The following is a 15,278-nucleotide window of genomic DNA, read 5'->3' on the forward strand; positions in this document are numbered from 1 at the left end:
GATAGTCCGTCCAGATTGCGGGTATGCGAATCGCGATGTCCTTTGCCGTCCACTCAGTCAGTCAGATCGAGTCGCAAATTCTACTCGCTTTCATATATTCTTCGAGTCGCCGTGCCGTAGCGGCTTCTGAAGATCCGATGTGCAGAGCGCTGGCACCTCGGGTCGCATCGTAAAGAAAGGTCGAGTTGTCGCGCATCCTCGTCGTCTTCGGTACGCGTCCGGAAGCCATCAAGCTCTGTCCCGTTGTGTCCGAGCTGCGGAAATCGGTAGGGGTTGATGTGCGCGTTTGCGTGACTGGACAACATCGGGAATTGCTTGACCAGGTTCTGCGGATCTCTGGCATCACCCCAGACATCGATCTAGATCTCATGCGGCACGATCAATCTCTCGACCGATTGACCGCCGCTGTCCTCGAAGAACTTGGCCCCGTGCTTGAGCGGGAATGTCCGGACTGCGTCGTCGTGCAGGGCGACACGGCAAGCGCTATGGCGGCGAGTCTGGCCGCCTACTACCACAAGATTCCGGTCGCGCATGTTGAGGCTGGCTTGCGCAGCGGCGACATCCATGAACCGTGGCCGGAAGAGGTCGCCCGCCGGGTGATCAGTGCGATCGCAAGTTATCATTTCGCGCCAACCCGACGCGCCGCCGCAGCCCTGTTGCGGGAAGGCGTGTCTGAAAACACGATCTTTGTCACGGGCAACACAGTAGTCGACGCGCTGCTTGCCGCCAGAGCAACGCTCGCCCGCGACCCCGGACTCGTTGCCAGCCTCGCGCCATTGGTCGATAAGTTTGCTGACAAGCGAATCCTGCTCGTCACCTGCCATCGCCGTCAAACGTTTGGCATAGGTGTGGAGAAAATCGCGCACGCCCTGCTCGAACTTGCGAGCCGCGGTGATATCGGGATCGTGTTCCCTGTCCATCCGAACCCGAACATTCGTGATGGTATGGATAGGAAACTCTCGGGACATTCCTCGATCGCGCTGATCGAGCCGCAGGACTATTTGCATTTCGTGCGTTTATTGGAGTTGGCGTACCTCATCCTCACTGACTCTGGCGGCGTCCAGGAGGAGGCGCCGGTCTTCGGCAAGCCGGTCTTGGTCATGCGAGACGCGACGGAGCGCATGGAGAGTATAGACGCAGGGAGTGCAAGACTCGTCGGGACCAGTACCGACGCGATCGTTTCGACTGCAAGTCTTCTCTTGGACGATGCGGACGCCTACAGCGCTATGGCGAACACGTACAGTCCATTTGGTGACGGACTGGCTGCGCAGCGCATTGCAGCGGTGCTGTCATAAGAACCGATCTTCCAGCGGTTTTGGTCGTCGGTCTCGATATGTCGGCCTGCCGACTGCCGTCCTGATCGCCAGCTTCGGACAAAAGGTCGTGGGAATGGATGTTAGTCCCATTATGGTCTCGACAATCAACTCTGGCCGCACCCATTTCGAGGAGGCCGACCTCGACGGGCTAGTTCACAAGGTGGTCAGCAACGGAATGTTTCGGGCCAGCCCGGAGCCGGTCGGCGGCGACGTATTCCTGATCGCGGTACCTACCCCGAGCCGTGCGGACTCAAGACCCCAGAACTAACGTTTGTCCATGACGCGACGCGTTCTTTCGGGCCCTTCTCAAGACTGGCGATATCGCGATTCCTTGAATCGACATCGCCAGTCGGCACGACCGAGAACATCTCCGAACGGCTCGCCGACCTGAGGCCTGATCTAGCCATGCCGACGCGGGCCAGCGAGGACGGCTCGCCCCTCGAGTCACGACGCTAGGCGCTCGAACAGATTGAGGTACACGTCGATCTTCGCGAGATCGACTATCTCGCAGCGTGGCGTCCTCGGCGGAGGCGTGTGGAGCGTCGCGGTCGCGGCCGCGATGAGCGCCTCGAGATCGCGGGTCTTGACGCAGATCGTGCCGGTAGGGCGGGCTACCGCGTCGCTGGCGATCGCGGGGACGCCGATGAAGAGCGCCTCGCGGACGGAGTTCGCGTCCCCGTCGGTGACCGTCGGGCGCAGGAACAGGTGTGCGTGTGCCAGCACCGGGACGAACGGCCACGACTCGGTGTGCCAAAGGATGCTATCGGAGACGCCGAGTTCGGCGGCGCGCGCGTGTAACGCGGCGAGCCGCGGCTCATCCTTAGGCAGGTGATCCCAGAACGCGACGACCAGCCCGATCGCCGGGTAGCTGGGGCGCAATCGACCGACAAGCTCGACAAGGTGGTCGAAGCCGTAGAGATCGACGCCCGCGTACACGTCGACCTTGCCGTTCGCGGCCAGCACCGGATGCCGCCCCGATAGGAAATCGCGCTGCGACGGCGACAGGCCGTCTTCCCCCGGCGCGTGGCACGCCGGGGGCAAGAACCCGGGCTGATGGATAATGCGCTCTTCGGGCACACCGGCGGCGCGCGCCGCCGCGGCGAGCTCGGGGCTAACCGCGACGACGTAGGTAGCGCGGCGCATCGCCCATGACGCAAGCGCGCGCGTGCGGGGGTTCGCGAGGTAGTCTGGCAGCGCGACGTTGCGGAGCCGGATAATCACCTGCTTGCCGCGCATCGCCATCGTTGCCGCGAGCAACCACACCTCCAGACGGGCCGAGCACACGTAGATCACGCGCTCCGGCGCGGCGACCGCGTAGCGCAGCATCCACGCCATGCGGCGCCGCGCGACCGAGACTACATTTCGGCCGTTGGTGCCGCTCGAAACTGCATTGTAGATAACGTGATCGAGCCCGCGTTCGTCGAGCATCGCCGAGAGCCGCATCACATGCGTGGACGTCCCCCCGTAGGGTGGCGGATAACTCCCTAGGATTGCGATACGGGCGGGCTTCGTCACAGGTACTCCTCGGCCCACAAGGCGAGCTGGAGCATCTTGTACAGCAGGAAACCGTGGTCGACGCGCCCCGTGGCGTGCTCGTCGATCGCTCGCCGACACGCCTCCGGATCGAACATCCCGGAGCGTCCGTGCAGGAGGGTCGCCTCAAGCACCGGCAGCAGCGGCCCACGCAGCCAGGCGCGATACGGCACGCCAAATCCCCGCTTCGGGCCGTTGAGGATCGTGTCGGGCACGGTCCCGCGCAGCGCGCGACGTAGGAGCCACTTCTTGCCGAGCCATCGGACCTTGGAGGACGACGGCAGTCCGATGACGTAATCGGTGAGCTCGGTGTCGAGGAACGGCAATCGGACCTCGAGGCCGTGGGCCATCGTAGCGCGATCGACCTTCTCGCAGAACAGGTCGGGCAGGAGGATCGAGGCGTCGGTGTAGAGCATGCGCTGCACGGGATCGAGCGGGCCGACGCGCCGATGCAGCTCGCCATAGCGAACGAACGGGTCGGTTTGCTCCGCCGACACCCGAGCGTCGGCCCCGAGCAGCCGCGTGGGGGCGCTCTGGGCGCTCTCCTCTGTCAGCAGGAGCGCCATCCTGCGCCCGGGATCGGGCGCGCCGACCGCGTGCAGCAAGCGCTCAAGGCGCGCGTGTCGCGGGAGCAGCTGGAGCGCTGGCGCTCCCCGGGCCAGCGCTCGCCACAATCTCTCGAACGCGAGTACGTTGTAGCGCCGGTACCCGGCGAAGATCTCGTCGCCGCCATCGCCTTGAAGAACAACCTTCGGCTTCCCGCCGAGCTGCTGAGCCACTAGGTAGAGCGGGATGTTCGCCGCGTCGCCGAACGGCTGATCGTGCTGGCGAACCAGCGCGCGGATGACGCCGGCGATGTCTGCGCCGCGGACGACGAATTCGTGGTGCGAGGTGCCCACGTGCTCGGCCACAAGGCGGGCCTTCGCCATCTCGCCCGGGTCGAAGTCGAACGAAACCGTATAGGAGTCGACCCGACTCGCGTGGCGCGCCGCCAGCGTCGTGATCGCCGACGAGTCGATCCCTCCGCTGAGCAGCACGCCGACGGGCACGTCGCTGATCAGGTGGCGACGGACCGCGGCCTCGAGCAGCGACGTGACGCGTGCCGTAGCGTCTTCGAGAGTGTCGGCGCAGGGACGGACGTGGTCGATTCGCCAAAACGAGGCCTGCCTCGCCCCATCTCGATCGATCGTGAGGTGGTGGCCCGGCTCAAGCCGTTCAATCCCCGCGAAAAGCGTTCGTGCGCCGAGGGTCGTCCCGTACCAGCAGAACTCGTGGAGCCCCGGCGCGTCGATCCGCGCAGTCACCCGTCGCGACGCGAGCAGGCACTTGATCTCCGAGCCGAACACCAGCCCGCTAGGGGAACGCGCGAGGTAGAGCGGCTTCTGCCCGAATCGGTCGCGCGCGAGGACGAGGCGTTGCTCCGTGCGATCCCAGATCGCGAGGGCGAACATGCCGTTGAGCCGCGCGAAGCTCGCCACCCCGTCGCGGCGGTAGCCAGCGAGTATGACCTCGGTGTCCCCGGTGGTGGCAAACCTGTCCCCGAGGGCTAGGAGTTCGTTGCGCAGCGCGGGGAAGTTGTAGATCTCACCATTGAACACAACGTGGTACCGACCGTCGATGCTGGCCATCGGCTGGTTCGCACGCGCGGCGAGGTCGAGGATTGACAGCCGACGGTGCCCGAGACCGATTGGTCCGTCGATCCATGCGCCCTGGTGATCCGGCCCGCGGTGCCCGATCGACATGGCCATCGCCGCGATCACGTCGCGCGCGGGCGGGTCGTGGAAGTCGAGGATGCCAGCGATCCCGCACATGCCGCGTTCCTAGGACATCTCCCCTGGGGACTGGTCGTCGACATAGGCCATGCCGGTGCGGATCAGTTCGATCGCCCAAGGGGAAGAGTTGCTGGAAATAGTCCGAGGCGTAACGGGCCTGTTCGCCCCGCCGAAGCGGAGCCGGCGGACGCCCTGAATGCCGTAGATACTTCCCTGTTCTTCCTTGGCCCGGTTGTCGTTGACGTGGAGATGGCACTGCCCAGCGAACTCCGAAGTCCCGCCGAAATTGAGGCAGACCGAACTGGTGTCGCGGGCGTGCAGGCAGCCGTTCGGCTTGCGCGGGAACCGTGAAATCACCGTCCCGTTCCGCCCGGCCCCGATATCGGCACGAATGATGTAGCGAATGAAGTCTTGGCCCGTTTCGCGCGCACCTGTTCCGTCCTCAACCATAGGCTGGTCCTTCTGGTTCCGGTGCTCGTCGGTCGCCGAATGCTGTCTGCCAAGTTTCCGACCTCCGACCAAGAACGTTGGCCAACGCCAGCGCCGACTTCGAGGTCAGCATGTTGCGCGAGCAACGCTTCCCGGGTAATTCCCGAGACTTGAGTATCAGACTCCACCGCGTCGCCGGAACACCCGTTCTCCGGAGGATCATGAAAATTCTGATTACCGGCGACAAGGGCTTCGTCGCGTCCAAACTCAAGCAGCGCCTCGCCCGAGATGGATACGCCATCGAAGGTTTCGATCGCGTCGACGGCAAGGATTTGGCGGACCTCGCAATTCTTGAAAAGAGCATCCGGGCAGCGGACGTTGTCTTTCATATCGCGGCGCAAGCGGATTTAACCGTTATGGCCGAATCGGTAGATGCTGGTAGGGTTGGCGTAAGGGATATCGTGAACGCGACTGATAATGTCGCGTATCTGTGCGCCACGAACAAAAAGTGGCTGATCTTCGCTTCGACCGCTTGCGTCTATGGCAACGCCAAGTCTCCGCCGCACAGCGAAGATCAATCCCTTCCAATGCCGCCGGAACTCTATGCCTGCGCCAAATATGCGGCCGAGATGATCATCCGGGGATATGGACTGAACTACAGAATGCCGTGGACCGCGCTTCGTCTTGGGACGACATATGGGCCCGGAATGCGACCGGCTCTCGGCGTCCATGTTTTCCTGGAGCAGGCGATGAACGGGCATCCGATCACTGTCCACGGCGACGGGACCCACGACCGCGCGTTGATCTACGTTGAAGATATCGTCGATGGCATGGTGGCATGCTTGGAAGATCCGGTCAGCGCGCAGTGCGAGGTGTTCAATCTGACGGCGAGGCAGTCGATTTCGGCTCTGAGGATGGCGGAGGACATTAAGCGTATTGCCGGATCCTCATCTCCGATCATCTTTGTCGAACAACGTAAGAATCAGATCCTTCAGGAAGCATTCTCCACCTCGAAAGCCGAACGCATGCTCGGGTGGCGGGCTGTGACCACCTGGCACGAAGGACTTACAAGGACCTACGAGTGGATGAAGAAAGACATTCAGGCCCGTCTTCAAGGCTCGTCCGCCCTTGGGCACTGTAAGAAAATGCCTTTAGGTTAGCGACCGGGCGTATTTTAGCGTCCGCATTACTCTTATCATTGGCAGGCGCAAAATTTCATTTCAGAAACAGGAGTTGCGCTGGAAGTGATCTCTAGAAAATGGAAGTTCGTGTTCATCCACGTCCCAAAGACGGGCGGCAATTCGATTTCCCGCGCACTCTTGCCATTCTCAGAAAGCAAGCTGGTCGAAGCTGCGTCTCCGGTCGGGCACGGCAGTGGTGAAAACTTCTGGACGGTCGATCCAGTTCTTGGGTCCGACAAGCACTTCAGGGCCAACCAGTACGGTGAGCTTCTCGGAGAAAGAATCCGGGATCACTTCGTTTTCGCGACGGTTCGCAATCCGTGGGATCGGGCCGTCTCCCTCTACTTTTTTCGGAAGCAAGTCGCAAAAGAGCAGCAAGTGTCTTGGATACGATGCGACGATCAGGGGCCAGAGACCTTCGACCGGGCTCAGTTTTTACGCTTTATCGAAAGTGGCGAACCGACGCAATGCTCCTTCCTTGGTACCGGACAGACGGCGGTGCATCTCATGCGCTTCGAGAACCTCGAAGCCGACTTCCGGGAAGTCTGCCGGAGGCTTGGCTTGGGCTCTCTGAGACTAGAACGAATAAATGCTTCCCGACGCCCCCGGTATCAGGATGTGTTGGACCTGGAGCTCGCGGAGCGGATCGCGCACCAATTCGCAGAGGACGTGGAACGGTTCGGCTACAGTTTCTGACCAAAAGCCAGCATCGCGGCCGCGGCCGGCAAGCCGCTATTCGCAGGCAGTCTCAACCAGTCTCGGGTTGACGGGATGCTCGCCATACTTCGAGCGATGGCCGACACCGTATCTGGGATGACCTACGACTCGCCAACCGCACCGTAGACCCAAGAGCATCGCAATACGTTTGGAACAATCGCCGAGGAGTTTTTAGCGAAGTATGCGAGCCAACGATAGAGGGCTTCGACCCAGCGAGAGTACCGCCGGGTAGTGTCCAGCTTCTTTCGCACATTTGATCACGCGACGACGGCTCCGTGTTGATGGCTATGGTCCGCGCAGAGCGGGTCCATGTTCATGTATTTCCGGGTCGACCACTGGGTTCCGGCAATGTGTCGGAGCGGGCGGCGGCGAGGTTCAAGCAGGATTGACCGTCCGGTCATGCGCCCACGACCCGGGTTCGTCGCCTGGCATAGTAGGTCAGGGTTTCGCCGACTTGCTGTTCGACCAGATCGGCGGCTTTCACCATCCGCTGCCGGCGCAACTCGGCAACGACCGCCTCGGCCTTGCCGGCGGCCGTGTCCCGGTTTCCTGGGCGTGGATCGCCTTGAACATATGGCCGACCTCGCGAACCCTCGTGCTGGGCACATGGCTGAAGACGTTGCGGTAAAAATGCACGACGCACCTTTGCCACCGCGCGTCCGGCAGATAATCGGACACGCTCTCGACCAGACCGCGGCAGGCGTCGGAAACGACCAGTTCGACGCCCTTGAGACCGCGGTCGACCAGGTGACGCAGGAAACGACTTGTCCTCCTTGGCGCCCTCGCAGATGCCGAGGATCTCACGATAGCCCTCAGCGGTGACGCCGATCGCGACGAGCAGCGAGACGTTGCGCACCTCGCCCGCCCAACTCCGCTTCATCACGATCCCGTCGAGAAAAACGTACGGATATTCGCCCTCGATCGGTTTGTGCCGCCATTCCTCGATCAAGGCTTAGATCTTCTTGTTGAGATTGGAGACCGTGCTCGGGCTGACGCGCGTGCCCCAGTGCGCTTCGGTGATGTCCTCGACGCGGCGCACCGAGACGCCGGCGAGATACATCTCGACCAGGGCTTCCTCGACAGAACTCTCCCGCCGCTGGTAGCGCTCGATGATGGCCGTCTCGAAGGTCTGCCGACGTAGCTTCGGAACCTTGAGGCTGACCTTGCCCGCCTTCGTCTCAAGATTGCGCTCGTAGTGGCCGGCGCGGGTGTCCCGACGCCCCTCGGTCCGTTCATATCGACCGGCGCCACAGACCCGGTCCGCTTCCGCGTCGAGCATCGCGTTCAGCGCTTCCTCGACCGTGCCTCCAACCATCTCGCCCAGATGGTCCCTGATCCGCGCCTCATCGATCTGGATCAACTGGCCCATCGGCTTGGCCTCCGGCTTCTCGTCCATCTCAGCTCCTCTCAGATATCCTGAAGGAAGCCACCTCGCTCACCAAATGTGCGAAAGACTCTGTACGTAATCTACCGCCGCATCTTGACCGGGTTCGACACTCGCCAATGCCGCGATAAACCGATCAGCAAGATATCGAAGCGGGACGTGCTTGATGTCACTGAGGCAATCGACGAGCGCGGCTCACCAGGCGCGTCAAAGCGCTCGCTGGTTTACCGGCGACGTTTCTTCAATTGGTGTGCGGAACGTGATCTGATTGAGAGCGTGCCGACGGCACCGAATCCGCCCTCCACGTCCAGAGGTAAAGCGCAATCGGGTATGCCGGCGCAGATTTGGCTGGCCAGAGGCGGTCATCTGCGTTTCGCGCTGCCGCACTCCCCGGTCGCTTTTAACGCCAGAGAATCGAACTCGAGCATCCAAGCGAACTCGGTCCCGAGAAGCGCTTTTTTGACCTCATCGTAATTAGCAAGGATATCGGAAATAGGCTCTGGGTTTTGCCGCGACATCGTCAATCCAGCTTGAATGTCGGCCGCGGAGGTCTGATTCTGGCACAGCGCGGACACCACTTCTGAGGCGTAAGGGGCCACATTTCCATTAGGATCGAACAAGTGCTCGTAGATGACTGTAAGGCCCCACGGAATCCGAAGCCTGATCTCTTCCACGGCCTTCATATCTGCCACCAGTTGACCAATCAACAACTCCACGGGAACGTTAATCGTTTCGGGAGCGAGGCCCTGCGACCTGCCCTGCGACCAGACGCCCGTCTTCTTTGCGATCAAGTGTGACAGCACCACGCGCAGCCTGTTCATTCGATGCACGCGGATGATCTTGGCGTTTATTTCCCTAAGTACCCTATAGCTGACGTAGGTACCTCCCGGATAGCCAAAGTCTAACGCTGCAGCGTGATCGATCTTGATGTCAATAACAACCTGCCCTTCTGGGCATCGATTCTTCAGAGCATCTAGATAACTTCGGAAAACCGTTGGCTGCATCTGGGGATGTATTGCGTCAGGGGCTTGCTCCATTGCATTTTTCAAGTATGCGTAGAAGCCATTCTCGCCTGCCTGCAGATGAAATATTTCGCCAAGATCGACCGCGCCTGCAACCGACAGCATTTGGCGGAAGACGGTCGTGCCGGACCGTTGAGTGCTGCAGATGCCGATCATTTTCCCCCTATGCTCATGCTAGTCTGGCACCCTTATCGAGACGTCTCGCGGGCCCGCGTATCAACCCTGCCCGCTGAAAGCCCTTGCCAGAGCGATTGAAGCGACTCGTGCGTCTGGTCGGCGAACGCGGCGAAGCTGAATTGCTCGACGTAGTCGGCGACGGCTTTGTCGTGTGTCCTCAGCGGTCGGGTTCCCGCGTCGGTACGAGCCTCGTCCTGCCGCAGGCCGTCAAGGACGTCAAGCAGCGCCTTGGCCAAAGCGAGTGGCTGTCCGGTCGGCACGGTCCTCCCGTGACCGCCCGCGATGTGTCGGAGATTGTGCGCGTCATAAGTCACTGGTAAGCAGCCCCCCCTAAGCGCCTCAATGGCGGGCACGCAGAAGCCTTCATGGTACGATGGCAGAACGAAGACATGCGCGCGCGCGTAGTGCTCCGCGAGGCTGGTCGCGTCGGCATCCCCCACAAGTTCAACAATCGGATCAAGACCGCGCGTTATGATCGTCTCCCGAACGGTCCGCAAATACTCGGGCGATGACCATCGAGTCGTGCCGACGATGCGCGCTTTCAGCGGGCCGACGTTCGGTTCTGCCGCCAGGCGCTCGATGCTCTCCAGAAGATCGATAACACCCTTCGATGGCACGATGCGACCGACAAAGATGAGTTCAAACACGTCGCGAGGCTTTGTTGCCAGCAAGCCTTTCTTGGGAAACTCGATGGCAAGGGGGATCACCTCGATTCGTTGCGGATCCACGTCGTGATCGGTCGCAATCCCTGCATTTACCAGGCTGTCCGCCCAGACCAGATCCGCATCGCGAAGCAGATGGACTTGCTGCCAGGATTGGTCGATCACGAACCAATCGCTCTCCGGCACGAGTTCGCGCGATGTGACATTGTGGAAACGCATGACCTGCAACGCTCCGGGCGCACCTATCATCACGGCGTCAATCACATCGGCGTAAACGCCGAAATGGTAGATCACGATATCAGAATCTTGGAATGCGGGGTTTGCGAGCAGGTCGTCAACCGAGCGCACCAAGGTGAACTCAACACCGGGGAGTTCGCAGCAATAGGTAAAGAAACGCGGCTTAACGCCGAACGACAGGGCGACTGCCCGCCCAGTGTCGATCGCGGCCCGCGAGATGGCATCCCGCTCCACCAGCATCGGCGCCACGATCGAGATATTGGTCGGCCGAGCCGGCGGCACCTTTTTAGCCGCGGGTTTCATGAAGTGACTTCAAATATCGGCTGCGGCACCGGCGCAGCAGCGCCATCGAGGAGACGGAGCACGCCTTCGACCATCGATGCCGGCGTGAACTGCCTCTCATAGTGTCGCCGCGAAGCCTCGCCCAGGCTTGTGCGAAGGACGGAATCTTCGAGGAGCGTATCCAAGGCCGCCTCTAGCGAGCCTTCATCGCCGGGTTCCGCGAACAAGGTGGTCTCTCCGGCGAGGCCGACCTCGACCATGCCGCCGGTGGCGCAGGCCACCGAGGGTTTGCCATGCATCATCGCCTCGACGACTACCAAGCCAAAGCTTTCGAAGAGCGATGGGGCGACAAAGATATCGCAGGCCTCGTAGAAGCCGCGAAGCGCCTCGGCCGGGACTTCGCCGTGGAAATGAACTCTTTCTTGGACGGCCGCCGAGGCGGTGTTCTCGAAGGCCGTGCGGTAGGTCTGCCCCTCGGGTCCTGGAATCTGGTCGTTGCCAACGATATCGACGTGGAGCAAGGGACGCTTCGCAACCAGCCGTTCGAGCACCGGCAAGAGGACATGAATGCCCTTGCGCGATTCCAGCCGGCCGACGAAGAGTAGTCGCACTCCTCCCTCCGGCAAACGTGCTGGTGCGATGGCGACGGCCGCCACTTCATCGGCAATGCCAAGGGGCACAACGCTGATCCGGTCAGCCGGAAAGTCAACTGCGTAGCGTTCCGAAATCTCGATAGAGATGGCGCGGCTGATCGCATGGATGTGCGCCGCGCCGGCGAGAATTCGTCCCTCCGTTTCGATCATCGGCTTACCGAACATCTTCATGAAGGTCGCATCTGCCCGCTCGGCCGGCCGGCTATCGAGCCAGTGGCGGAGGCTTGTTTGCAGCCCAAGCACCACGGGCCACCGCTCCGCAGCAACCAGAGCCGCGGCCTCGCAGTCCCAGAGCGGCACGTAAATCGCACCGAGTGGGTTCTTCTCCGCTATCCGGTCAACCTCTTGCGCAACCCGGGTCGCTCGCCCCCATATATGAGCGGGCATGTGCCATCCATCCGGCATGGGCTGCACTGGGTCGTGGCCGCTCCCGAGCCGGTGGACCCAGACCCCATCCTCGAAGTCGAGACGATCGTGAGAGTCGCTTTTCGCAATGACATGGACGTGATGACCGCGCGCCGCGATGCCACTTGCGATCTGGTGGACATAGCGCCCGATGCCGCCGGTCCTTTCGGGCGGGTATTCCTGACTCACAAGGCAATAGGTACGTGCGCCGCCGCTCGGAATTCTTGTCACAAATGGTAGAAAGGCTGGCGGGTCGGGCCAGTCGGCCGGCTCCCGCGTCCTGCGCACCCCAGACAGGCCGCGCTCGAGCCCGATCCGCCATGCAAGCTCGACATCCTCCCAGTATGACTTGAGCTCCGCCTCGGTCATTCTGCCGCCATCAAGATGGTGACGAATGTCCTTGTCATGCTCATCAATGAAACGGGCAGCATCGCGAATCAGCGTGTCAAGCGGATAGTGGTCACCGCCATTGATGAGCGAAAAGTAAAGCTTGTTCTTTATCACAGCGAAACGCTTGCGCGTGATCCGATCGGCAGAACGGATTTCACTCGGCAGGAATTTGTGATGGACGGCAGCACCTGCAAGCTGGCGGACGCGCCAGCCCGCGTCAACGAGGCGGCAGCAGAGGTCGGTTTCGTCTAGGTAGAACTCGTACTCTTCGTCGAAGCCGCCAACCGCGCGCAAGGCGTCGGCCCGAAATGAGCTATTAGCACCCTGCACGTATGGTATCGCAGCCGACAGTGGAAAATCGAAATCGTAAGCTGGCTCCGTGCGCCGCCAATCGGCGCGGCCGAGACGATCTGCAGTTGAATAAGAGTATTGCAGCTTTGTACCGGTATGGTCGTAGACCGAGCCACCTACCGCCCCGACCTCCGGCTCCACATATGCAGCCACGATCCCGGCCAGCCAGTCGGGCTCTGGGATGGCATCATCGTCAAGAAAAGCCACGATGTCGCCAGCCGAAACCGAGATGCCCTCATTTCGCGCAAGCGAAATGTTGCGCAGCGGGCAATGTACGACCTTGATCCGCCTTCCCCATTTGGCAATGCGCTCGCGTGTACCGTCTGGTGTGGGGCCGCAAACAACGATGACCTCGAACTCCCGCCATTCCAGCCAGTCTAGGCTCTCCAGAGTCCGCACGACGGCTTCAGCGCGGCCGTCGGTGACGATGATGACCGAGGCACGCATGGAATCTAGCACCGCCGCACCAAGCAGTTATCGCAGAACATCGACGCCTGCAGGGCCAGGTAGTGCACGCGCCAGTCGCTGGAGACGCAAAGTTCATTCACTACCTGTACGACGCCGTAAGGCGAGTTTCCGGTCAAGTCGGCCATGATGTAATCATTGAAGATCAGATAACCATGCCGCTTGATTTTGGCCAGCGCGGCCTCGGTATCGCGGCGGACACCGTCATACGAATGGGCACCGTCAATGTAGATCACGTCGTAAAATTGATCAGGGCAGGAACGCGCCATGAGCGCCGAACTGTCACCCTCGAATAGGCGCATCCGGCCCGCCGCGATCCGGTCGGCGCAACGTTCTTCGTAAAATGCGCGGTGGCTCCGGCCTTGGAATGTCTCAATTAACGGACGCCCCCAGATGACCTCGACCTTGTGCAGTTGAAAGAGATCAAAGGCGTCGAACAATTTTGGAGCCAGCACGCCGCAAAGCCGTTCCGAAAAGTCGCCGTACGCGACGCCGATCTCGGCCACATGCCCACCGGCGGGCAGAGACTCAAGCGCGTCGTCGCGGGTCGCGTAAAGCCGTGCACCCTGAACATGCTCGCGGCGGAGCGCCAATGGGTAAGGAAGGTCAGATGCCATGGTCCGTCGCGTGCTTCTCCGCCACCGGCTTCACTGCGGAAATCTCGAATTCGAAACACTTGCCATTGCGCCGGCCGCGGATCGGTATCTCGACATTTTCGAAGCCGGCTTCTGTGAACAGATCTGTCGCACTCTCGGGCGTTAGCAGGTTGTAGTGAAAGTCACCTTCGTATTCCTGGGCGCCGAAGAGCACTTCTCGGAACTCTTCGAAACCGTAGGTGCCCGCTCCGGCCGCTCGGATCATCTGGTCACCGTCGGGCACTATGGCACGCAGCAGCCCTCCCGGTTCCAGGAGCGAGAACCAATACGGCAGCAGGTTCCGTCGCAGCATTTCCTCCGGGAAGTGTTCAATAAGGTGAGCCGAGTGTATTTCCGCGACGGTCCCCGGACCAACCGGCAGGGCGTCCGCTGGAGCAACCACGTCGACGCCCGGCAAGTCCCGCATGTCCACGTTGATGTATCCTTGGATCGGGATATGGCCACAGCCTACGTTGAGGCGGATTTTCTCACCAGAAGTCGTCAGCAGAGGCTCCGCTGTCGATCTCGGCCGGCTCGATTCCGCCTGAGACAAATCGCCTCGGTACTTCAGCTCGTACATCATCTCGCGCCGGACAAATTCGATCCGTTCCCAAAGTTTCGGGATAAGGACCGCGTCCGCCTTCTTGCTAAGTTCGGTCGGGATTTGATCCAGCCGATCGATGATCGTTTCTTCGGGGCCTCGGTCGGCCAAGAGCCGATCCAGCCTTTGGTTGGCCTCGGAGAGGGCTCGGATTTCTTCGCGCGCACGAGCAAGTTCAAAGCCGAACGCGCGCACCGAACGGACCGCGTTCAAGAAGGCGGGAATGTGAGCATCGAGCGACCCTTCGTCCCGCTGAACGTGGTCCTTGGTGGCGCCGGGTTCCGCCACAAGCTTATTCGTCGCAGCAAGGGCTTTTTGCGCGGTGCGTCTCACCTCCCTCTCTCGGCGGATGGCTTCCCGAAGCTTGGCTGTTTTCCTCCTTATCTTCCGGATTTCTCCCTTCATTCTCAATGCCCGGCCGGCAGCCATTCGCTCCATTCGGAAGAGCCGCTTTCGAACGCCCTTTCGGAAGCGGTCATGTACGATGGAACCAATTACCCCCAGAAGCAACAGCGGCGCCAGTCCCACGAAAAGCTGCGCCGCCCCGACTCGATCCGGGATCGCGACAACCACGGCGAGGAAGACCATCATCATCACGATCGCTGCAGTCGCGATTGGCGTGGTCCGAATGAATTCCATCAACACGCCGCGTTTCTCGCGTGCCTCGCCTTTCGTCGAGCGCTCCTTGATTGTGGCTTGACCAACTGCTCCTGCTTTTCGATTTTTTTCGAGGGTATCGCCACGATTTCTCTTTTGGTCAGGAGGCCCCTTTGTCCGCGCGGACTCCGGTCGGTTTGGTCCCGTCCCTGCAGGCACATGGTCGGTTATTACCGATCGACTCGCAGTGTCGACCAATTGTTTAGATTCTTCTTGGAATCTAAATTCTTCGATCTCCTCCTCTGCGATATGCAGTTTAACGAGCAGGAGTTCGTTCTCTCTGCGCACTGCCTCGAGGTCCGCTTTGAGATCTGCCGATTGTCCGGCCGCCACATCTTCGTTCATGTACTTGTCGTCCAATTCTGATTGCGCTGAGCCCGAAGTTTGGACCGCCGGTATCTGGAGTTTT

Annotated in this window: 12 protein-coding genes and 1 pseudogene; 4 read left to right on the top strand and 9 right to left on the bottom strand. The window is 61.0% G+C overall.

Annotated features, from left to right (window positions below; genetic code table 11):
* Positions 1 to 185: 185 nt before the first annotated feature.
* Together wecB and BLT60_RS25045 are read left to right on the top strand one after the other, a co-directional pair.
* Positions 186 to 1,295 (top strand): non-hydrolyzing UDP-N-acetylglucosamine 2-epimerase, encoded by a 1,110-nt coding sequence (wecB, locus tag BLT60_RS13900; RefSeq protein ID WP_090877054.1) that lies wholly within the window; start codon positions 186 to 188, stop codon positions 1,293 to 1,295.
* A complete protein-coding gene (locus tag BLT60_RS25045) occupies positions 1,207 to 1,584 on the top strand; it encodes a hypothetical protein (protein WP_090877055.1) in 378 nt (125 codons plus the stop codon). The genes wecB and BLT60_RS25045 overlap by 89 nt, the downstream gene beginning before the upstream one ends.
* Positions 1,585 to 1,760: 176 nt before the next feature.
* On the opposite strand, the gene BLT60_RS13910 is transcribed toward BLT60_RS25045, so the two are convergent.
* From BLT60_RS13910 to BLT60_RS13920, 3 genes are all read right to left on the bottom strand, one after another.
* Positions 1,761 to 2,744 (bottom strand): glycosyltransferase family protein, encoded by a 984-nt coding sequence (locus BLT60_RS13910; RefSeq protein WP_139167838.1) that lies wholly within the window; start codon positions 2,742 to 2,744, stop codon positions 1,761 to 1,763.
* Positions 2,745 to 2,827: 83 nt separating this feature from the next.
* The gene (gene asnB, locus BLT60_RS13915) at positions 2,828 to 4,660 is read right to left on the bottom strand and encodes an asparagine synthase (glutamine-hydrolyzing) (RefSeq protein ID WP_090877057.1); all 1,833 of its coding nucleotides are present in this window, start codon (positions 4,658 to 4,660) and stop codon (positions 2,828 to 2,830) included.
* Between the two features lie 9 nt (positions 4,661 to 4,669).
* Positions 4,670 to 5,071, bottom strand: a complete 402-nt coding sequence (locus tag BLT60_RS13920; protein WP_090877058.1) for a glutamate--tRNA ligase family protein — start codon at positions 5,069 to 5,071, stop codon at positions 4,670 to 4,672.
* Positions 5,072 to 5,271: 200 nt separating this feature from the next.
* Between BLT60_RS13920 and BLT60_RS13925 the strand changes: the two genes are divergently transcribed.
* Complete coding sequence (locus tag BLT60_RS13925; protein WP_175478433.1) at positions 5,272 to 6,210, top strand: NAD-dependent epimerase/dehydratase family protein; 939 nt, start codon at positions 5,272 to 5,274, stop codon at positions 6,208 to 6,210.
* A gap of 84 nt (positions 6,211 to 6,294) precedes the next feature.
* Complete coding sequence (locus tag BLT60_RS13930; RefSeq protein WP_175478434.1) at positions 6,295 to 6,927, top strand: sulfotransferase family 2 domain-containing protein; 633 nt, start codon at positions 6,295 to 6,297, stop codon at positions 6,925 to 6,927.
* A gap of 278 nt (positions 6,928 to 7,205) precedes the next feature.
* Here BLT60_RS13930 and BLT60_RS13935 read toward each other — a convergent pair.
* From BLT60_RS13935 to BLT60_RS13960, 6 genes and pseudogenes are all read right to left on the bottom strand, one after another.
* Positions 7,206 to 8,317 (bottom strand): annotated as a pseudogene (locus tag BLT60_RS13935) (IS256 family transposase).
* Positions 8,318 to 8,694: 377 nt separating this feature from the next.
* Positions 8,695 to 9,510 carry a hypothetical protein gene (locus tag BLT60_RS13940; RefSeq protein ID WP_090877061.1) on the bottom strand — a complete coding sequence of 272 codons (816 nt, stop codon included), beginning with the start codon at positions 9,508 to 9,510 and terminating at the stop codon, positions 8,695 to 8,697.
* A 32-nt stretch (positions 9,511 to 9,542) separates the two neighbouring features.
* Positions 9,543 to 10,733 carry a glycosyltransferase gene (locus tag BLT60_RS13945; RefSeq protein WP_090877062.1) on the bottom strand — a complete coding sequence of 397 codons (1,191 nt, stop codon included), beginning with the start codon at positions 10,731 to 10,733 and terminating at the stop codon, positions 9,543 to 9,545.
* On the bottom strand, positions 10,730 to 12,958 hold the full coding sequence (locus BLT60_RS13950) for a glycosyltransferase (protein ID WP_090877063.1): 2,229 nt from the start codon (positions 12,956 to 12,958) through the stop codon (positions 10,730 to 10,732). The genes BLT60_RS13945 and BLT60_RS13950 overlap by 4 nt, the downstream gene beginning before the upstream one ends.
* 5 nt (positions 12,959 to 12,963) lie before the next feature.
* Positions 12,964 to 13,593: a class I SAM-dependent methyltransferase gene (locus BLT60_RS13955; RefSeq protein ID WP_090877064.1), complete on the bottom strand. Its 630-nt coding sequence runs from the start codon at positions 13,591 to 13,593 to the stop codon at positions 12,964 to 12,966.
* Positions 13,583 to 15,214 (bottom strand): class I SAM-dependent methyltransferase, encoded by a 1,632-nt coding sequence (locus BLT60_RS13960; protein ID WP_139167839.1) that lies wholly within the window; start codon positions 15,212 to 15,214, stop codon positions 13,583 to 13,585. Before BLT60_RS13960 ends, BLT60_RS13955 begins: the two co-directional genes overlap by 11 nt.
* Between the last annotated feature and the right edge of the window lie 64 nt (positions 15,215 to 15,278).

It is taken from the genome of Bauldia litoralis (genome assembly GCF_900104485.1).
In the GTDB taxonomy this organism is placed as follows: Bacteria; Pseudomonadota; Alphaproteobacteria; order Rhizobiales; family Kaistiaceae; genus Bauldia; species Bauldia litoralis.